Source organism: Enterobacter sp. Bisph1 (genome assembly GCF_000814905.1).
In the GTDB taxonomy this organism is placed as follows: domain Bacteria; phylum Pseudomonadota; class Gammaproteobacteria; order Enterobacterales; family Enterobacteriaceae; genus Kosakonia.
On sequence record NZ_JXAG01000043.1, the window covers coordinates 144,598 to 164,469 of the forward strand.

Consider the following 19,872-nt stretch of genomic DNA (forward strand, 5'->3'; position numbering starts at 1 on the left):
GGGTCAAGCGCTCAATTATCTGAAAATTTTACTGGTTATGTCACATTACAGAACTTTTCATTGCCAAACTTTACTTTTTATTCACATCCCGCACGGAATTCGCTGGGGCTGGCCCCGGTGCATTTTTTAAACACCCTGGAGAAATAGAGCTGATCGTCGAAGCCGACATTGCGCCCTACGCTGGCGATGGGCATGCGCGTGGTACTCAGTAGCAATTTTGCCTGGCTGATACGCTGATCCTCGCGCCAGCTTAGCACGCTCACCCCCAACTGTTGCCGAAACAGATGCGATAAGCGCGACGGCGACAGACAGACATGCTGGGCGACGCTGGCGATATCGAAATGGTTATCCGCGAGGTGATCGCTGATGTACTGACAAGCGTCGCGCACGCGGTTATCCAGCGGCGGGTGCAGGGATTCGTTGATCGCCTCCATACGCCGCAGTAACAGCTGTTCCAGCAGATTGATCGCCAGATGTTCCGCATAACGCCCGGCGCTTTGCCCTGCATCGATAATTTGCGCGAAAAGCTCGCGAAAACGCGGAATATGCGCATCATCAGGACGGAAAAAGCCGGTTTGGGCAAATAACGTCGGCCAGTTTAGCCACTCATGCCAGTAGGCGCGTGGACGGAAGTAAACCCACTGGTGATACCACTCGCTGGCATCGGGATGACGGCCATAATGATGAATCTCCCCCGGCGGAAAAAGCAAGATATCCCCCGGGCGGCAGACAAACTGCTTACCGTGATTCATCACCACACCCTCGCCGCGCACGGTGAGGTTGAGGATATACCCCTTCATGCCCAGCGGCCGGTCGATAAAGAAATCGAGATACCCATCCGCTTCAATGGGGGTTAATCCCGCCACCAGATGCGCGTTAAAGGAGTAACCAGGCAGCAGTGGATCGTTCTGTAATTCAGCCATAAACGCAATACTCCCGTACTCGGCAAGGAAACCAATTGTCCATATTGAGCATCCCGTTATTTTACCCATATCAGCCGCCAGCATGCGTAAACACGACGATTGTCTAATCCCGCAAGACAAAAGCGATCGCGCCTTTTTGACGCCTTCAGGCAGGGTAAAAAGGGATAACGGAAGTGTCTATAAAGGCGGCAGAAATGTCCACATCGAATTTTTGCACGGCGTCACACTTTACGATGCCATAGCATTTTAATCCATAAGATTAGCGGATCCTGCCTGACGGTTTTCGCCGCCGCTCACTATCGTTTTTATAACGGTTATTCTTCATGGAGCAAGATACATGGCAATCACAATTGGCCTCGATTTCGGCAGCGATTCAGTACGTGCGCTGGCGGTAGACTGTACATCCGGGGCGGAGATCGCCACCAGCGTCGAGTGGTATCCGCGCTGGCAGGAAGGGCGCTATTGCGATGCGCCGCATAACCAGTTCCGCCACCATCCGCGCGATTACATTGAATCGATGGAGGCGGCGCTCAAAAATGTGCTGGCAGAGCTAAGCGATGCACAGCGTGCAGAGATTAAAGGTATTGGCGTAGACAGTACCGGCTCAACCCCCGCGCCGATTGATGCCGAAGGCCGCGTGCTGGCGCTGCGTCCGGAGTTTGCCGACAACCCGAACGCCATGTTTGTGTTGTGGAAAGATCATACCGCCGTCGAAGAGGCAGAAGCGATTACCCGCTTATGCCACACCGCCGGTAAAACCGATTATTCGCGCTACATTGGCGGTATCTACTCCAGCGAATGGTTCTGGGCCAAAATCCTGCATGTTACCCGCGCCGACAACGCCGTGGCGCAGGCTGCCGCCTCATGGATTGAGCTGTGCGACTGGATCCCCGCCCTGCTCTCGGGCACTACGCATCCGCAAGCGATTCGTCGCGGCCGCTGCAGCGCCGGGCATAAATCCCTGTGGCACGAAAGCTGGGGCGGTCTGCCGCCTGCCACCTTCTTTGATGAACTCGATCCCATCATCAACAAACACCTGAGCTGGCCGCTGTTTACCGAGACTTTTACCGCCGATTTACCCGTCGGCACGCTGACGGCCGAGTGGGCGCAACGTCTGGGCTTGCCCGAGTCGGTAGCGATCTCCGGCGGCGCGTTTGACTGCCATATGGGTGCCGTTGGTGCTGGTGCGCAGCCGAATACGCTAGTGAAAGTGATTGGCACATCCACCTGCGACATTTTGATCGCTGACAAGCAGAGCGTCGGCGACCGCGCGGTGAAAGGTATTTGCGGCCAGGTTGACGGCAGCGTGGTGCCGGACTTTATCGGTCTGGAAGCCGGACAGTCCGCCTTTGGCGATATCTACGCTTGGTTTGGCCGCGTGTTGGGCTGGCCGCTGGAGCAGTTGGCCCAGCAGCACCCGGAACTGAAAGCGCAAATCAAAGCCAGCCAGAAACAGCTGCTGCCTGCGCTTACGGATGCGTGGGTGAAAAACCCCTCTCTCGAACATCTGCCGGTGATCCTGGACTGGTTTAACGGTCGCCGCACACCTAACGCCAATCAGCGCTTGAAAGGGGTGATCACCGATTTGAACCTCGCCACTGACGCGCCAGCGCTGTTTGGCGGGCTGATTGCGGCAACGGCGTTTGGCGCGCGCGCCATTATGGAATGCTTCACCGAGCAGGGCATCGCCGTGGATAACGTGATGGCGCTGGGCGGTATCGCCCGTAAAAACCTCGGCGTAATGCAGGCCTGCTGCGACGTGTTAAACCGCCCATTACAGGTGGTGGAATCTGAACAGTGCTGTGCGTTAGGCGCGGCCATCTTTGCCGCCGTCGCCGCAAAAGTGCATACCGATATTCCTGCAGCACAGTTGAACATGGCCAGCGCTATCGAAAAAACCCTGCAGCCCAGCGCGCAGGCGCAACAGTTTGAACGCCTCTATCGCCGCTATCAGCAGTGGGCGAAGAGCGCCGAGCAACACTATCTCCCTTCAGCCGCGACAGTCTCGCAGGCCGCGTTAACTCATTAAGGACAAGAACATGACTATTTTCGACAATTATGAAGTGTGGTTCGTCATTGGCAGCCAGCATCTGTACGGCCCGGAAGCCCTGAAACAGGTGACGAAGCACGCCGAACAGGTGGTCAACGCCCTCAATGCGGAAGCGAAACTCCCCTGCAAACTGGTGCTGAAACCGCTGGGCACCTCGCCGGATGAGATCACCCATATCTGCCGCGACGCCAACTATGACGATAAATGCGCCGGGATGGTGGTTTGGCTGCACACCTTCTCGCCGGCCAAAATGTGGATTAACGGCCTCGCGATCCTGAATAAACCACTGCTGCAATTCCATACCCAGTTCAATGCCTCCCTGCCGTGGGATAGCATCGATATGGACTTTATGAACCTCAACCAGACCGCGCACGGCGGCCGCGAGTTCGGCTTTATCGGCGCGCGTATGCGTCTGCAGCACAGTGTAGTGACCGGCCACTGGCAGGATCAACACGCCCAACAGCGTATCGGTTCCTGGATGCGTCAGGCGGTGTCTAAACAGGATACCCGCCATCTAAAAGTGGTGCGCTTCGGCGACAATATGCGTGAAGTGGCAGTGACGGACGGCGATAAAGTTGCCGCCCAGATCAAGTTCGGCTTCTCCGTTAATACCTGGGGCGTTGGCGATCTGGTACAGGTGGTCAACGCGGTGAGCGACGGCGATATCAACGCGCTGGTTGATGAGTATGAGAGCAGCTACAACCTGACGGCGGCCGCACAGGTTAATGGCGAAAAACGCCAGAACGTGATTGATGCCGCGCGTATCGAGCTTGGCATAAAACGCTTCCTTGAAGAGGGTGGTTTCCACGCCTTTACCACCACTTTTGAAGATCTGCACGGCCTGAAACAGCTGCCGGGTTTAGCGGTACAACGTTTGATGCAGCAAGGCTACGGCTTTGCCGGTGAAGGTGACTGGAAAACCGCTGCGCTGCTGCGCATTATGAAAGTGATGTCCGGCGGCTTAGGCGGCGGCACCTCCTTTATGGAGGATTACACCTACCACTTTGAAAACGGCAACGACCTGGTGCTCGGCTCGCATATGCTGGAAGTGTGCCCCTCCATCGCGATTGATGAAAAACCGACGCTGGATGTGCAATACCTCGGTATTGGCGGCAAAGCCGATCCGGCACGCCTGATTTTCTCTACCAAAACCGGCCCGGCGATTAACGCCAGCCTGATCGATTTAGGCGATCGCTTCCGCCTGCTGGTGAATAGCGTTGAAGCAGTAAAAACCCCGCATGATCTGCCGAAACTGCCGGTCGCCAACGCCCTGTGGAAAGCGCTGCCGGATCTGCCAACCGCCTCAGAAGCATGGATCCTCGCCGGCGGTGCGCACCATACCGTCTTTAGCCAGGCGCTGACCCTTGAAGATATGCGCCAGTTCAGCGAACTGCACGATATTGAACTGACGGTTATCGATAACGACACCCGCCTGCCGGCGTTTAAAGACGCGCTGCGCTGGAACGAAGTTTATTACGGTTCAAAACGTTAACAGGGAACACCCGGCCTGCTGCGGCAGGCCCTTTTCCTGGAGGAACGCATGTTAGAAGCATTGAAACAGCAGGTGCTGGAAGCCAATCTGGCGCTACCGAAACATAACCTCGTTACCCTGACCTGGGGCAACGTCAGCGCCGTCGATCGCGCAAGCGGCATGATGGTGATTAAGCCTTCCGGCGTCGATTACAGCGTGATGACCGCAAACGACATGGTGGTGGTCAATATCACCACCGGTGAAGTGGTGGAAGGCAATAAAAAACCCTCTTCCGATACGCCAACCCATCGTCTGCTTTACCAGGCGTTTCCGACAATTGGTGGCATTGTGCATACCCATTCGCGCCACGCGACTATCTGGGCGCAGGCCGGTCAGCCAATTCCGGCCACGGGAACCACTCACGCAGATTATTTCTACGGCGAGATCCCCTGCACCCGCAAAATGACCGATGAGGAGATAAACGGCGAGTATGAGTGGGAAACCGGCAATGTGATTGTCGAAACCTTTGAGAAAAAAGGCATCGAACCGGCGCAAATGCCCGGCGTGCTGGTGCATTCCCACGGCCCGTTCGCCTGGGGTAAAAACGCCGATGACGCCGTCCATAACGCCATCGTGCTGGAAGAAGTCGCCTATATGGGCATCTTTAGCCGCCAGCTCGCCCCACAGCTTCCTCCCATGCAACAAACGCTGCTGGATAAACACTATTTGCGTAAACACGGCGCGAAGGCCTATTACGGCCAATAACTGTATAAAACCACAGCACCTAAAAACAAACCAGGCTATAATCTCGCCTGGTTTTGTTTTATGAGAGACGGCTGTGGCGCAGGCGCAAGAAGGTTTTATTTTAACCCGACACTGGCGGGATACCGCCAGCGGCACCGAGGTGGAGTTCTGGCTGGCAACGGATAACGGTCCGCTGCGCGTTGTTCTGCCGCCCCAGGAGTCCGTCGCCTTTATCCCTGCAGCTCAGGTAGAAAAAGCGAAACGGGCACTGCGTGATGAAAAGCAGTGGCGCTTAACGCCGCTAAACCTTAACGACTTTCAGCGCCAGCCGGTGTACGGCCTTTACTGTCGCGCCCATCGCCAGCTAATGCGCATAGAGAAAATGCTGCGCGACGAGCACATCACCGTCTATGAAGCCGATATTCGCCCACCGGAGCGCTTTCTGATGGAGCGCTTTATTACCGCGCCGGTATGGGTCGACGGCACGCCGCAAGGCGACGCACTGGTCGAGGCGCGCCTGAAACCCAGCCCGCACTATCGCCCGCCGCTAAAATGGGTTTCGCTGGATATCGAAACCAGCCGCCACGGGGAGCTGTACTGTATCGGTCTTGAGGGCTGCGGACAGCGCACGGTCTATATGCTTGGCCCAGAGAACGGCAGCGCACAAGGGCTGGATTTCTCTCTCGAGTATGTTGCCAGCCGCCCGCAACTGCTGGAAAAACTCAACGCCTGGTTTGCCGCCCACGATCCCGATGTCCTCATTGGCTGGAATGTTGTCCAGTTCGATCTGCGGGTGCTGCAAAAAAGCGCCGAGCGCTATCGCGTGCCGCTGAGGCTGGGGCGAAACGGCAGCGAACTGGAGTGGCGCGAGCACGGTTTTAAAAATGGTGTCTTCTTCGCCCAGGCCACCGGCCGGCTGATAATCGACGGCATTGAAGCGCTGAAATCCGCCTTCTGGAACTTCTCCTCCTTCTCGTTGGAAGCGGTCGCCAGAGAGCTGCTCGGCGAAGGGAAAGCGATTGATAATCCCTGGGATCGTATGGATGAGATCGATCGCCGCTTCGCGCAGGATAAACCGGCGCTGGCTACCTACAACCTAAAAGATTGCGAGCTGGTAACGCGTATCTTCCATAAAACGGAGATCATGCCGTTTCTGCTGGAGCGCGCCACGGTAAACGGTTTGCCCGCTGACCGTCACGGCGGCTCGGTGGCCTCTTTCAGCCACCTCTATATCCCGCGCATGCACCGGGCGGGCTATGTCGCGCCGAATCTTGGTAGCGTACCGCCGCAGGCCAGCCCCGGCGGCTATGTGATGGATTCTCGCCCCGGTCTGTATGATTCGGTATTGGTACTGGATTACAAAAGCCTCTACCCCTCTATTATCCGCACCTTTCTGATCGATCCCGTCGGCCTGGTGGAAGGGATGGCGCAGCCGGATAACACTCACAGTACGGAAGGTTTCCTTGGCGCATGGTTCTCCCGCGAGAAACATTGCCTGCCGGGGATCGTTGGGCAGATCTGGGACGGGCGCGATGAAGCTAAACGCCAGGGCAATAAGCCGCTATCTCAGGCGTTGAAGATCATTATGAATGCGCTCTATGGCGTACTCGGCACCAGCGCCTGCCGCTTTTTCGATCCCCGCTTAGCCTCATCGATCACCATGCGCGGCCACCAGATCATGTTGCAGACCAGGGCGCTGATAGAAGCGCAGGGTTATGACGTTATCTATGGCGATACCGATTCAACGTTTGTCTGGCTAAAGCAAGCCCACAGTGAAGAAGCCGCCGCGCAGATTGGCCGTGCGCTGGTCGAGCATGTAAATAGTTGGTGGGCGCAGCATCTTAAAGAGCAGCAGTTGGAGAGCGCGCTGGAGCTGGAGTTTGAAACCCATTTTTGCCGTTTTCTGATGCCAACCATTCGTGGCACCGAACAGGGCAGCAAAAAACGCTACGCCGGAATGATTCAGGAAGGCGAGACGCAGCGCATGGTCTTTAAGGGACTCGAAACCGTGCGCACAGACTGGACGCCGCTGGCGCAGCAGTTCCAGCAAACGCTCTATTTGCGCGTGTTTCGCAATGAGCCTTACCAGGACTATATTCGCGACACTATTGCCCGCCTGATGGCGGGCGAACTCGATGACCAACTGGTGTATCGCAAGCGCCTGCGCAGAGCGCTGGCGGATTATGAACGTAACGTGCCGCCCCATGTGCGCGCCGCGCGGCTGGCGGATGAAGAGAACCTTAAACGCGGGCGTCCGGCGCAGTACCAAAACCGCGGTACGATTAAGTACGTCTGGACTACCAGCGGACCAGAACCAGTGGATTATCAACGCTCGCCTCTTGATTACGATCACTACCTGACGAAGCAGTTGCAGCCGGTTGCCGAGGGAATTCTGCCTTTCCTTAACGATGATTTTGCTACACTGGTTACAGGTCAACTGGGACTCTTTTGAAGTTTACTTGCCTGTTTCCTGCGGGAACCGTCGCTGTTATGCACGGATTTTCTCGCGTTGAGGTCGCACAAGCGCCTCAAAGACGGCGGGTATAGATAGTGACGAAAGGGATTGCTTCCTTTACCATAGCGCCCTTCCTTTTTCTGGCCCCAAATTTCATCCGCCCGCCTGCCTCCAGGCGGTGACGAACTATTGCCTGCAATTTGAGATAAAGAGTTCATTTATGCCCTTTACACTTGGTCAACGCTGGATTAGCGATACGGAAAGCGAACTCGGACTCGGCACCGTTGTTGCTATCGATGCGCGCACGGTTACCCTCCTTTTCCCGGCAACGGGTGAAAACCGTCTGTACGCCCGCAGCGACTCCCCGGTTACCCGCGTGATGTTTAACCCCGGTGATACGGTCACCAGCCATGAAGGCTGGCAGCTCACGATTGAAGAGGTAAAAGAGGAAAACGGCCTGCTTGCTTATATCGGTACGCGCCTCGACACCCAGGAGAGCGACGTTATCCTGCGTGAAGTGCTGCTCGACAGCAAATTGGTGTTCAGCAAGCCGCAAGACCGCCTGTTCGCCGGGCAGATCGACAGAATGGATCGTTTCGCCCTGCGCTTTCGCGCGCGTAAATACCAAAGTGAACAGTACCGCATGCCGTGGAGCGGGCTGCGCGGTCAGCGCACTAACCTTATCCCTCATCAGCTGCATATCGCCCACGATGTCGGCCGCCGCCACGCACCGCGCGTGCTGCTGGCAGATGAAGTGGGGCTGGGCAAAACCATCGAAGCCGGGATGATCCTGCATCAGCAGTTACTCGCAGGCGCGGCGGAACGCGTGCTGATCGTGGTGCCGGAAACCCTGCAGCACCAGTGGCTGGTTGAGATGCTGCGTCGTTTCAACCTGCGTTTCGCGCTGTTTGATGATGAACGTTATGCCGAAGCGCAGCATGATGCCGACAACCCGTTCGAAACCGAACAGCTGGTAATTTGTTCCCTCGATTTTGTGCGTCGCAGTAAGCAACGCCTTGAGCATCTGTGCGATGCCGAGTGGGATCTGCTGGTGGTCGATGAAGCGCATCATCTGGTGTGGAGCGAAAACGAAGCCAGCCGTGAATATCTGGCGATTGAGCAACTGGCCGAGCGCGTACCGGGCATTTTGCTGTTAACCGCCACGCCGGAACAGCTGGGTATGGAGAGCCACTTTGCCCGTCTGCGCCTGCTGGATGCGAACCGCTTCCATGATTTCGCCCAGTTTGTCGAAGAGCAGAAAAACTACCGCCCGGTCGCCGATGCTGTGGCCCTGCTGCTGGCGGGCGAGCGCCTGAGCAATGATGATCTGAACAGGTTAAGCGAACTGGTCGGCGAGCAGGATATCGAACCGCTGCTGCAAACCGCCAACAGCGATCGCGAAGGCGCGACTGCCGCCCGCCAGGAGCTGATTTCCATGCTGATGGACAGACACGGCACCAGCCGCGTGCTGTTCCGTAACACCCGTAACGGCGTAAAAGGCTTCCCAAAACGCGAGCTGCACACCGTTAAATTGCCGCTGCCGACGCAGTATCAAACGGCAATCAAAGTCTCCGGCATTATGGGTGCGCGTAAGAGCCTGGAAGAGCGCGCCCGCGATATGCTCTATCCGGAGCAGATCTATCAGGAATTTGAAGGCGATAGCGGTACCTGGTGGAACTTCGATCCGCGCGTTGAGTGGCTGATGGGCTACCTGACCAGCCACCGTTCGCAAAAAGTGTTGGTGATCTGCGCGAAAGCGGCCACTGCGCTACAGCTGGAGCAGGTGCTGCGTGAGCGCGAAGGGATCCGCGCAGCGGTATTCCACGAAGGCATGTCAATTATTGAACGCGACCGCGCGGCGGCCTGGTTTAGCGAAGAAGACAGCGGCGCGCAGGTGCTGCTGTGTTCGGAAATCGGCTCGGAAGGGCGTAACTTCCAGTTCGCCAGCAGTCTTGTGATGTTCGATCTGCCCTTCAACCCGGATCTGCTGGAGCAGCGTATCGGCCGTCTGGATCGTATTGGCCAGGCCCACGATATCCAGATTCATGTCCCATATCTGGAAAAAACCGCGCAGTCGGTGCTGGTACGCTGGTATCACGAAGGGCTGGACGCTTTCGAACACACCTGCCCTACCGGGCGCGCTATTTACGATAGCGTGCATGCAGAGCTGATTAATTACCTGGCCGCGCCGGAAAACAGCGACGGCTTTGAGCAACTGATTAAATCCTGTCGTGAGCAGCACGACGCGCTGAAAACGCAGCTGGAACAGGGCCGCGACCGTCTGCTGGAGATCCACTCTAACGGCGGTGAAAAAGCGCAGGCGCTGGCGGAAAGTATTGCCGAGCAGGACGACGATACCGCGCTTATCGCCTTCGCCATGAACCTGTTCGATATCGTGGGCATTAACCAGGACGATCGCGGTGAGAACATGATCGTGCTGACGCCAGGAGATCATATGCTGGTGCCGGATTTCCCAGGGCTGCCGGAAGATGGCTGCACCATTACCTTTGATCGCGATGTCGCCCTTTCGCGTGAAGATGCGCAGTTTGTCACCTGGGAACACCCGATTATCCGTAACGGCCTGGATCTGATCCTCTCCGGCGATACCGGCAGCAGCACCATTTCGCTGCTGAAAAACAAAGCACTGCCCGTCGGTACGCTGCTGCTGGAGCTGGTTTATGTGGTGGAAGCACAGGCGCCAAAACAGCTGCAGTTAAACCGCTTCCTGCCGTCGACGCCGATCCGCCTGCTGGTGGATAAAAACGGCACCAACCTGGCAGGCCAGGTGGAGTTCGAAAGCTTTAACCGCCAGCTTAGCGCCGTGAATCGTCACACCGGCAGTAAGCTGGTGAACGCGGTGCAGCAGGAAGTGCATACCATTTTGCAAAAAGGCGAAGTGCAGGTGGAAACCGCCGCGCGGGCGTTGATTGACGCGGCCCGTAGCGAAGCGGATGAAAAACTGTCGGCTGAGCTGTCCCGTCTTGAGGCGTTAAAAGCGGTGAACCCGAACATTCGCGATGACGAACTGGCGGCGATTGAGAGCAACCGCCTGCAGGTGATGCAGAGCCTGGATCAGGCCAGCTGGCGCCTCGACGCGCTGCGCCTGATTGTCGTGACGCATCAGTAACGGAGCCGGTGATGTTAATGGAACCCTACAATCCGCCGCAGGATCCCTGGTTGGTCATTCTCTATCAGGATGCGCATATTATGGTCGTCAACAAGCCCAGCGGCTTGTTGTCAGTGCCCGGCCGTCTGGAAGAGCACAAAGATAGCGTGATGACGCGCATTCAGCGTGATTTTCCGCAGGCTGAGTCGGTGCACCGCCTGGATATGGCGACCAGCGGTGTGATTGTAGTGGCGCTGACCAAAAGCGCCGAACGTGAGTTAAAACGTCAGTTCCGTGAACGTGAGCCGAAAAAGCAGTATCTGGCCCGCGTGTGGGGTCATCCGCAAAAAGCGCAAGGGCTGGTGGATTTACCGCTGATTTGTGACTGGCCGAACCGGCCAAAGCAGAAGGTCTGTTTTGAAACCGGTAAAACGGCACAAACGGAATATGAGGTGCTGGCCCTTGACGATGATGGCAGCGCGCGGGTGCGGCTGAAGCCGATCACCGGACGTTCGCATCAGCTGCGTGTGCATATGTTAGCGTTAGGCCATCCGATCCTCGGCGACCGGTTTTACGCAACGCCAGAAGCGCTGGCGATGGCACCGCGTTTACTGCTGCATGCAGAGACGCTCACTATCACCCATCCGGCCTTTGGTAACAGCATGACGTTTAAAGCGCCGGTGGATTTCTAAAAATTCTCCCGGTCTGCTGGCCGGGAGAGTTTCATATCCTTAACGAAAGCCTTTCTGCTCGCGAATAAGTTCGTACGCCTTCTGAATTTCCTGCGCTTTCTGCTTCGCCATCTCCATCATCTCCGGCGGTAAACCTTTTGCCACCAGCTTGTCCGGATGGTGCTCGCTCATCAGTTTACGGTACGCGCGCTTGATGGTGGTCGTGTCGTCCGATGGCTTAACCCCCAGCACGTTACACGCATCTTCCAGCGTCGGCCCTCGTTGCGCCTGCTGCCAGCCACCGCCCGCCTGTTGCTGTTGATAACCGCCGCCAAACTGCGCTCCACCCTGCATCATGCGCAGAAACTGATCGAACTGCATGCGGGAAATGCCCAGCTCCTCGGCAATGACGTACAGCACTTCGCGCTCGCTGGGATGCAGCGATCCGTCGGCGAAGGCCGCCTGGATTTGAATTTCCAGAAACATCCTAATCAAGTCGAAACGGCCAAAGCAGACGCTGCGAAACTGACGCATTTTTTCGCGAAGCGGATAGTTATCCGTTTTGCCGACGCGAAAAGCCTGCTGCGCTGCGCTGCGCGACTCGCCGTGCAGGTTTAGACGATCCATAAACAGGCTGGCGACCTGGATATCCGCTTCGGTCACCCGGCCTTTCGATTTGGTCAGATGTCCCATCACCTCAAAGGTGGTGGCGAAGAAGAGCGTCTGACGTTCGCGCTGGTTGGCAAACCACGCCATTTTACGGCTGCGCGCCTTGTCAAAAAAATGCCCGATTATCAGCCCCAGAACCGCGCCCCAAAAGCCGCCGCCCATGAAAAGAGCGATGACTACACCAACCACTTTCCCCCAATACTGCATATACTCCCCAAATCGTCATGCCGTCGGCTAAAATTTGCTTTATCATACCCGTCATTCTATGCCGTGCACAGGCGCAGTCTTCTTCGATCTGGCTCGAACGCGGGCAGGATTAAAACTAGCGTTGCAATGGCGAGTAAGTTAGTCTCTGACCGTTTGCCAGCCTAAAGCCACAGATGACGGAACAACAAATACAACGTATGAAAAAACGTATCCCCACCCTCCTGGCCACCATGATTGGCTCCGCCCTTTATAGCCAGCAGGGGATGGCAGCCGATCTTGCCTCGCAGTGTATGCTTGGCGTTCCCAGCTACAATCGCCCGCTGATTCAGGGCGACACCAATAATTTGCCGGTGACTATCAATGCCGATCATGCAAAGGGCAATTACCCTGACGATGCCGTATTTACCGGCAATGTCGATATTAAGCAGGGTAACAGCCGTTTGCAGGCCGATGAGGTGCAGCTTCATCAGCAGCAGCCGGAAGGTCAAACGGAACCGGTTCGCACAGTGGATGCACTGGGTAATGTGCACTATGACGACAATCAGGTCATCCTGAAAGGTCCTAAAGGTTGGTCAAACCTCAACACCAAAGATACCAACGTCTGGCAAGGTGATTACCAGATGGTGGACAGGCAGGGTCGCGGTACCGCGGATCTGATGAAACAGCGTGGTCAAAACCGTTACACCATTCTTGACAACGGTATGTTTACCTCCTGCCTGCCCGGGTCGAATACCTGGAGCGTGGTCGGCAGCGAGGTTATCCAGGATCGCGAGGAGCAGGTCGCGGAAATCTGGAACGCGCGCTTTAAACTCGGCCCGGTGCCGGTGTTTTATAGCCCCTATTTGCAGTTACCTATCGGCGATAAACGCCGTTCAGGCTTCCTGATCCCTAACGCCCGGTATAGCACCAACAACTATTTCGAGTTTTACCTGCCGTATTACTGGAACATTGCGCCGAATATGGATGCGACGATTACGCCGCACTATATCCATAAGCGCGGTAACGTGCAGTGGCAAAACGAATTCCGCTATTTGACCCAGGCGGGCTCGGGCCTTATCGAGTTCGATTATCTGCCTTCGGATAAAGTTTACCAAAACGAGTACCCGACCGAAGGGGATCGCCACCGCTGGCTGTTTTTCTGGCAGCATGCCGGGGTGATGGATGAAGTATGGCGATTCGGCGCCAACTATACCAAAGTCAGCGACCCCCGTTATTTTAACGACTTCACGTCGCAATACGGTTCCAGTACCGACGGCTACGCCACGCAGATTTTCAGCGTCGGCTATGCGCTGCAAAATTTTGATGCCACGGTAACAACAAAACAGTTCCAGGTCTTCGACACCAAGAGCAGCAACTCGTATGCTGCCCTGCCACAGGTTGATGTGAACTGGTTTCACAACGATCTTGGCCCCTTCGATTTCCGTGTCTACGGCCAGGCGGTGAATTTTACCAATACCAACTCAAACCGTCCGGAGGCCACCCGTCTCCATCTGGAGCCAACGCTCAATTTGCCGTTGTCCAACGCCTGGAGCAGCCTGAATACGGAAGTGAAGATGCTGGCGACCCATTACCAGCAGACCAACATTGAAGGCACCAATTATAAAGAGTCCGTTGACCGCGTAATGCCGCAGTTCAAGACGGACGGCAAGCTGGTGTTCGAACGGGATATGGACTGGGCGGCAGGTTATACCCAGACGCTGGAACCGCGCGCGCAATATCTCTATGTGCCGTATCGCGACCAGAGCCATATCAACAACTTTGACTCCTCACTGCTGCAGTCGGACTTCAGCGGGCTGTTCCGCGATCGCACCTATGGCGGCCTCGACCGCATCTCATCTGCAAACCAGGTCACTACCGGCGTCACAACCCGCATTTATGACGATGCGTCCGTTGAACGTTTTAACGTTTCTGTTGGTCAAATCTACTATTTCACCGAGTCCCGTACCGGTGACGACAACATAACGTGGGAGAAAGACAACAAAACAGGTTCGCTGGTGTGGGCAGGCGATACGTACTGGCGTATCTCTGACCGTTGGGGTTTGCGCGGCGGCGTACAGTATGACACCCGTCTGAACAATATCGCCAACAGCAGCACGGCGCTGGAGTACCGTCGCGATGAAAACCGCATGCTGCAACTGAGCTACCGGTATGCCGGCCCTGAATATATTCAGGCTACATTGCCGAGCTATGCTTCAGCCGCGCAGTATAAAGACGGGATTTCGCAAGTTGGCGCTGTTGGAAGCTGGCCGATTGCCGATCGCTGGTCGATTGTTGGCGCGTATTACTATGATACCAACACCCGTAAACCTGCCGATCAGATGTTAGGCCTGCAGTATAACTCCTGCTGTTATGCGATTCGTGTCGGTTACGAACGCAAAATCAACGGCTGGGAAAATAATCAAAGCAAATATGACAACGCCATCGGCTTCAACATTGAACTGCGTGGCTTGAGTTCCAACTACGGTTTGGGAACGCAACAAATGCTGCGTTCAAATATCCTGCCGTACAGTAGCTCTCTGTGATCTGTTTGATTTGCAACGTAATCCGCTTTGCGGTTAATTGAAATGGAAAAGGTATGAAGAACTGGAAAACGCTGCTTCTCGGTATCGCTATGGTTGCGAATACCAGTTTTGCCGCGCCTCAGGTTGTTGATAAAGTCGCCGCCGTGGTCAATAACGGCGTGGTGCTGGAAAGTGACGTTGATGGTTTGATGCAGTCCGTGAAGGCCAACGCAGGCCAGGCGGGACAGCAGTTACCGGATGACGCAACCCTGCGCCACCAGATCCTTGAACGACTGATCATGGATCAAATTATTTTGCAGATGGGCAATAAAATGGGCGTCAAGGTGACGGACGAACAGCTGGATGCCGCCATTGCTGATATTGCTAAACAAAACAATATGACCATGGATCAGATGCGTAGCCGCCTGGCTTACGACGGGATGAATTTCAACACCTACCGTAACCAGATCCGTAAAGAGATGATTATCTCCGAAGTGCGTAACGGTGAAGTACGCCGTCGCGTTACCGTACTGCCGCAGGAAGTGGAAGCGCTGGCGCAGCAGGTCGGTAACCAGAATGACGCCAGCACCGAACTGAATCTGAGCCATATCCTGATCCCGCTGCCGGAAAACCCGACCTCTGATCAGGTCAACGAGGCGGAAAGCCAGGCGCGTTCTATTGTGCAGCAGGCGCAAAACGGCGGTGATTTTGGCAAGCTGGCGATCACCTATTCTGCCGATCAGCAAGCGCTGAAAGGCGGCCAGATGGGCTGGGGGCGCATTCAGGAGCTGCCGAGCATTTTTGCCCAGGCGCTGAGCACGGCGAAAAAAGGCGATATCATCGGACCTATCCGTTCCGGTGTGGGTTTCCATATCCTTAAAGTCAACGATATGCGCGGCCAGTCACAGAGTATCTCCGTGACGGAAGTGCATGCCCGCCATATCCTGCTGAAACCGTCGCCGATCATGAGCGACGATCAAGCGCGGGCGAAGCTGGAACAGATCGCCGCCGATATCAAAAGTGGCAAAACCACCTTTGCTAACGCCGCGAAAGAGTTCTCTCAGGATCCGGGTTCTGCCAATCAGGGCGGCGATCTGGGCTGGGCGGCAGCGGATATCTACGATCCGGCTTTCCGCGATGCGCTGTCGAAGTTGAAACGCGGCCAGATGAGCGGTCCGGTTCACTCCTCCTTTGGCTGGCATCTGATCGAAATGCTGGATAGCCGTAACGTCGACAAAACCGATGCGGCGCAAAAAGACAGAGCCTATCGCATGTTGATGAACCGTAAGTTCTCGGAAGAAGCGGCAACCTGGATGCAGGAACAGCGTGCCAGCGCCTACGTTAAAATTCTGAGCAACTGATGAACACGCAGCGTGTCGTTATCACTCCCGGCGAACCTGCCGGGATTGGCCCGGATCTGGTGGTGCAGCTCGCCCAGCGCGACTGGCCGGTTGAACTGGTTATCTGTGCAGACGCTACGCTGCTGACCGACCGGGCTTCCCAGCTCGGTCTGCCGCTGCAGCTGCGCCGCTACGATCCCACGGTCGGCGCCGCGCCGCAGCAGGCAGGCACCTTGACGCTGTTGCATATCCCTTTACATACCACCGTCACCGCCGGTGTTTTGAGCACCCTTAATGGTGCTTACGTTGTGGAGACGCTGGCTCGCGCCTGCGACGGTTGTCTGAGCGGCGAATTTGCCGCGCTGATTACCGGTCCGGTGCATAAAGGGGTGATCAACGACGCAGGCACACCGTTTACCGGCCATACGGAGTTTTTCGAAGAGCGCGCCCATGCCGCCAAAGTGGTGATGATGCTGGCGACGGAAGAGCTGCGCGTCGCGCTGGCGACCACCCATCTGCCCATCAAAGCCGTGGCCGACGCCATTACGCCGGATTTGCTACGGGAAGTGATTGGTATTTTACACGCGGATCTGCAGCAGAAGTTCGGTATTCCGACGCCGCATATTCTGGTATGTGGGCTGAATCCGCACGCGGGTGAAGGCGGACATATGGGAACGGAAGAGATTGAAACTATTATTCCGGTGCTCAATGAACTGCGCGCGCAGGGCATGAATTTAAGCGGTCCGCTGCCTGCGGACACGCTCTTTCAGCCAAAATATCTTGATAACGCCGATGCCGTACTGGCGATGTACCACGATCAGGGCCTGCCCGTGCTAAAATACCAGGGCTTTGGCCGTGGCGTGAATATCACCCTCGGTTTACCTTTTATTCGCACATCCGTTGACCACGGCACCGCCCTTGAACTGGCGGGCAAAGGGACGGCGGATGTCGGCAGTTTTATTACGGCGCTTAATCTCGCCATCAAAATGATTGTTAATACTCAATGAATACTCGCGTCCATCAGGGCCACTTAGCTCGCAAACGCTTCGGGCAAAACTTTCTCCACGATCATTTTGTGATCGACAGCATTGTATCGGCCATCAACCCGCAAAAAGGCCAGGCCATGGTCGAAATCGGCCCGGGCCTTGGCGCGCTCACCGAACCAGTGGGCGAACGTCTGGATAAACTCACCGTCATTGAGCTGGACCGCGATCTGGCGGCACGTCTGCAAACCCATCCGTTCCTGGCACCGAAACTGACTATCTATCAGCAAGATGCCATGACCATGAACTTTGGCGAGCTTGCACAGACCATCGGTCAGCCGCTGCGTGTTTTCGGCAACCTGCCGTATAACATCTCCACGCCGTTGATGTTCCATCTGTTTAGCTATACTGATGCCATCGCCGACATGCACTTTATGCTGCAAAAAGAGGTAGTCAACCGTTTGGTTGCAGGACCTAACAGTAAGGCGTATGGTCGATTAAGCGTAATGGCGCAGTACTACTGCCAGATTATTCCGGTGCTGGAAGTGCCGCCAACGGCGTTTGCACCGCCGCCGAAGGTGGACTCCGCTGTGGTTCGTTTGGTCCCGCACGCCACGTTGCCGCATCCGGTGAAAGAGGTTCGCCTGCTGAGCCGCGTCACCACCGAAGCGTTTAACCAGCGTCGTAAAACCATTCGCAACAGCCTCGGAAACGTATTTACCGTCGAGGTGCTGGCGTCGTTAGGTATCGATCCGGCAATGCGCGCGGAAAACATCTCCGTTGCGCAATATTGCCAGTTGGCGAATTACCTGACTGATAACGCGCCGCCGAAGGAGAGTTAACGTATGATCAATTCGCCCCGAGTTTGTATTCAGGTACAGAGCATCTACATTGAGTCTCAGTCGGCTCCCGACGATGAACGCTATGTTTTCGCCTACACCATTACCATCCGGAACCTGGGGCGAACGCCAGTTCAGTTGCTCAAACGCTACTGGCTTATCACTAATGGAAATGGCCGCGAAACGGAAGTTCAGGGCGAAGGTGTGGTTGGGGTTCAGCCGCATATTGAGCCGGGCGGTGAATATCAATATACCAGCGGCGCGGTAATCGAAACGCCGCTGGGCACCATGCAAGGCCATTACGAAATGATCGATGCCGAGGGAGAAACTTTCCGCATCGCTATCCCGGTCTTCCGGCTCGCCGTTCCAACACTAGTCCATTAATACCATGTCTACTTATCTTATTGGCGACGTTCATGGTTGCTATGATGAACTGATCGCGCTGTTAAAACAGGTGGAGTTTTCGCCAGAGCAGGACACGCTTTGGCTGACGGGCGATTTAGTCGCACGCGGGGCAGGCTCCCTTGAGGTGTTGCGCTTCGTCAAATCCCTCGGCGACAGCGTACGTATCGTGCTGGGCAACCACGATTTGCACCTGCTCGCGGTCTTCGCAGGCATCAGCCGTAACAAACCGAAAGACAGATTAAACCCGCTGCTGGAAGCGCCCGATGCTGACGAACTGATTAACTGGCTGCGTCGCCAGCCGTTGCTGCAGATCGACGAAGAGAAAAAACTGGTGATGGCCCATGCCGGCATTACGCCGCAGTGGGATCTGGATACCGCTCAGCGCTGCGCGCGTGATGTTGAAGCGGTGCTATCGAGTGACTCCTATCCGTTATTTCTCGATGCAATGTACGGCGATCTGCCGAACCACTGGACGCCAGAACTCAGCGGTCTCGCCCGTCTGCGCTTTATTACCAATGCGTTGACGCGTATGCGCTACTGCTTCCCGAACGGGCAGCTGGATATGTACTGCAAAGACACGCCTGAGAACGCTCCCGCGCCGCTTAAACCCTGGTTCTCACTTCCGGGACCGGTGGCGCAAGAGTACAGTATTGTCTTTGGTCACTGGGCTTCGCTGGAAGGGACGGGAACGCCGGAAGGCATTTACGGTCTGGACACGGGCTGCTGCTGGGGCGGCTTACTGACCTGCCTGCGCTGGGAAGACAAACAGTACTTCACGCAGGCCTCAAACCGTCAGATGGATTTGGGCGATGGCGAGGCGATTGCCTCGTGAAATGCAGTTCCCCGGCCTGCGCCGGGGAACATTGACTATCTGCGCTCAAGGATCTCGAAGCAGTAGCTGTGCGAGTTCTGCGCGTCCGCATCGTGAAATTCGCTAAACACCGAATCCCATTCGTCGGGATCGTAATCCGGAAAATGGGTATCGCCTTCCACTTCCGCATCAATATGCGTCAGGTACAAGCGCTGCGCTTTCGGCAGAAACTGTTCATAAACCCGACCACCGCCAATCACCATGATCTCTTCGGCATCGCCGCACTGGGCGAGAGCTTCGTCAACGGATTTCACCCACTGCACGCGATCGTCCGTCCCCGGCTGGCTGCTGATGACAATGTTTTTGCGGCCCGGCAGCGGACGACCGATGGATTCCCACGTCAGGCGGCCCATCACCACCGGTTTGTTCAGGGTGTTGCGTTTAAACCAGGCGAGATCGGCATGTAAGTTCCACGGCATCGCATTCTCCATGCCGATGACGCGATCCACTGCCAACGCCGCAATCAGACTGATCATTTATTCATTCCCGGATGCAAAAAATTGTCGCCACTATACGGAAAGCGCAATCTTTCGTCGACGGGGGGCGAGGTAAAGAATGCGAAAATTTTCTGTTTTGCGGGCGGCCCCGCACGGCATCGTTACCCCGCCCGCGCTTAACTAAAGTGGAATCAGCAGAT

The 19,872-nt window shown here is 56.0% G+C and carries 15 protein-coding genes; 12 read left to right on the forward strand and 3 right to left on the reverse strand.

Going from position 1 to position 19,872, the window contains the following annotated elements:
• Positions 1-77: 77 nt before the first annotated feature.
• Positions 78-923 (reverse strand): arabinose operon transcriptional regulator AraC, encoded by an 846-nt coding sequence (gene araC, locus RW65_RS14465; RefSeq protein ID WP_039057471.1) that lies wholly within the window; start codon positions 921-923, stop codon positions 78-80.
• Positions 924-1,260: 337 nt separating this feature from the next.
• On the opposite strand from araC, the gene araB reads away from it, so the two are divergent.
• The 6 genes from araB to rluA all read left to right on the forward strand — a co-directional run bounded on the left by araB (position 1,261) and on the right by rluA (position 11,441).
• The gene (gene araB, locus RW65_RS14470; protein WP_039057472.1) at positions 1,261-2,952 is read left to right on the forward strand and encodes a ribulokinase; all 1,692 of its coding nucleotides are present in this window, start codon (positions 1,261-1,263) and stop codon (positions 2,950-2,952) included.
• Positions 2,953-2,962: 10 nt separating this feature from the next.
• Positions 2,963-4,465, forward strand: a complete 1,503-nt coding sequence (gene araA / locus RW65_RS14475) for an L-arabinose isomerase (protein ID WP_039057473.1) — start codon at positions 2,963-2,965, stop codon at positions 4,463-4,465.
• A gap of 48 nt (positions 4,466-4,513) precedes the next feature.
• Complete coding sequence (araD, locus tag RW65_RS14480; RefSeq protein ID WP_039057474.1) at positions 4,514-5,209, forward strand: L-ribulose-5-phosphate 4-epimerase; 696 nt, start codon at positions 4,514-4,516, stop codon at positions 5,207-5,209.
• A gap of 73 nt (positions 5,210-5,282) precedes the next feature.
• Positions 5,283-7,640: a DNA polymerase II gene (gene polB / locus RW65_RS14485; protein WP_039057475.1), complete on the forward strand. Its 2,358-nt coding sequence runs from the start codon at positions 5,283-5,285 to the stop codon at positions 7,638-7,640.
• 223 nt (positions 7,641-7,863) lie between these two features.
• The gene (rapA, locus tag RW65_RS14490; RefSeq protein ID WP_039057476.1) at positions 7,864-10,770 is read left to right on the forward strand and encodes an RNA polymerase-associated protein RapA; all 2,907 of its coding nucleotides are present in this window, start codon (positions 7,864-7,866) and stop codon (positions 10,768-10,770) included.
• Positions 10,771-10,781: 11 nt separating this feature from the next.
• Positions 10,782-11,441: a bifunctional tRNA pseudouridine(32) synthase/23S rRNA pseudouridine(746) synthase RluA gene (rluA, locus tag RW65_RS14495; protein WP_039057477.1), complete on the forward strand. Its 660-nt coding sequence runs from the start codon at positions 10,782-10,784 to the stop codon at positions 11,439-11,441.
• 39 nt (positions 11,442-11,480) lie between these two features.
• Here rluA and djlA read toward each other — a convergent pair whose 3' ends face one another.
• Positions 11,481-12,296, reverse strand: a complete 816-nt coding sequence (gene djlA, locus RW65_RS14500) for a co-chaperone DjlA (RefSeq protein WP_039057478.1) — start codon at positions 12,294-12,296, stop codon at positions 11,481-11,483.
• Positions 12,297-12,493: 197 nt separating this feature from the next.
• Between djlA and lptD the strand changes: the two genes are divergently transcribed.
• From lptD to apaH, 6 genes are read left to right on the forward strand one after another with little or no spacing between them, the layout of a single operon-like run.
• The gene (gene lptD, locus RW65_RS14505) at positions 12,494-14,818 is read left to right on the forward strand and encodes an LPS assembly protein LptD (RefSeq protein ID WP_039057479.1); all 2,325 of its coding nucleotides are present in this window, start codon (positions 12,494-12,496) and stop codon (positions 14,816-14,818) included.
• 53 nt (positions 14,819-14,871) lie between these two features.
• Complete coding sequence (gene surA, locus RW65_RS14510) at positions 14,872-16,158, forward strand: peptidylprolyl isomerase SurA (protein ID WP_039057480.1); 1,287 nt, start codon at positions 14,872-14,874, stop codon at positions 16,156-16,158.
• The gene (pdxA, locus tag RW65_RS14515) at positions 16,155-17,144 is read left to right on the forward strand and encodes a 4-hydroxythreonine-4-phosphate dehydrogenase PdxA (protein ID WP_156124006.1); all 990 of its coding nucleotides are present in this window, start codon (positions 16,155-16,157) and stop codon (positions 17,142-17,144) included. Before surA ends, pdxA begins: the two co-directional genes overlap by 4 nt.
• On the forward strand, positions 17,141-17,962 hold the full coding sequence (gene rsmA, locus RW65_RS14520; protein WP_039057482.1) for a 16S rRNA (adenine(1518)-N(6)/adenine(1519)-N(6))-dimethyltransferase RsmA: 822 nt from the start codon (positions 17,141-17,143) through the stop codon (positions 17,960-17,962). The genes pdxA and rsmA overlap by 4 nt, the downstream gene beginning before the upstream one ends.
• 3 nt (positions 17,963-17,965) lie before the next feature.
• Complete coding sequence (apaG, locus tag RW65_RS14525; RefSeq protein ID WP_039057483.1) at positions 17,966-18,343, forward strand: Co2+/Mg2+ efflux facilitator ApaG/CorD; 378 nt, start codon at positions 17,966-17,968, stop codon at positions 18,341-18,343.
• 4 nt (positions 18,344-18,347) lie between these two features.
• On the forward strand, positions 18,348-19,196 hold the full coding sequence (gene apaH / locus RW65_RS14530) for a bis(5'-nucleosyl)-tetraphosphatase (symmetrical) ApaH (RefSeq protein WP_039057484.1): 849 nt from the start codon (positions 18,348-18,350) through the stop codon (positions 19,194-19,196).
• Between the two features lie 35 nt (positions 19,197-19,231).
• Here the strand turns inward: apaH and folA are convergent, their stop codons facing one another.
• Positions 19,232-19,711: a type 3 dihydrofolate reductase gene (gene folA / locus RW65_RS14535; RefSeq protein WP_039057485.1), complete on the reverse strand. Its 480-nt coding sequence runs from the start codon at positions 19,709-19,711 to the stop codon at positions 19,232-19,234.
• Between the last annotated feature and the right edge of the window lie 161 nt (positions 19,712-19,872).

Excerpts from the sequence above, each read along its gene's own strand:
- araC (WP_039057471.1), bottom strand. The coding sequence starts at position 923 with ATGGCTGAATTACAGAACGATCCACTGCTGCCTGGTTACTCCTTTAAC.
- araB (WP_039057472.1), top strand. The coding sequence starts at position 1,261 with ATGGCAATCACAATTGGCCTCGATTTCGGCAGCGATTCAGTACGTGCG.
- araA (WP_039057473.1), top strand. The coding sequence starts at position 2,963 with ATGACTATTTTCGACAATTATGAAGTGTGGTTCGTCATTGGCAGCCAG.
- araD (WP_039057474.1), top strand. The coding sequence starts at position 4,514 with ATGTTAGAAGCATTGAAACAGCAGGTGCTGGAAGCCAATCTGGCGCTA.
- rapA (WP_039057476.1), top strand. The coding sequence starts at position 7,864 with ATGCCCTTTACACTTGGTCAACGCTGGATTAGCGATACGGAAAGCGAA.
- rluA (WP_039057477.1), top strand. The coding sequence starts at position 10,782 with ATGTTAATGGAACCCTACAATCCGCCGCAGGATCCCTGGTTGGTCATT.
- djlA (WP_039057478.1), bottom strand. The coding sequence starts at position 12,296 with ATGCAGTATTGGGGGAAAGTGGTTGGTGTAGTCATCGCTCTTTTCATG.
- lptD (WP_039057479.1), top strand. The coding sequence starts at position 12,494 with ATGAAAAAACGTATCCCCACCCTCCTGGCCACCATGATTGGCTCCGCC.
- surA (WP_039057480.1), top strand. The coding sequence starts at position 14,872 with ATGAAGAACTGGAAAACGCTGCTTCTCGGTATCGCTATGGTTGCGAAT.
- rsmA (WP_039057482.1), top strand. The coding sequence starts at position 17,141 with ATGAATACTCGCGTCCATCAGGGCCACTTAGCTCGCAAACGCTTCGGG.
- apaG (WP_039057483.1), top strand. The coding sequence starts at position 17,966 with ATGATCAATTCGCCCCGAGTTTGTATTCAGGTACAGAGCATCTACATT.
- apaH (WP_039057484.1), top strand. The coding sequence starts at position 18,348 with ATGTCTACTTATCTTATTGGCGACGTTCATGGTTGCTATGATGAACTG.
- folA (WP_039057485.1), bottom strand. The coding sequence starts at position 19,711 with ATGATCAGTCTGATTGCGGCGTTGGCAGTGGATCGCGTCATCGGCATG.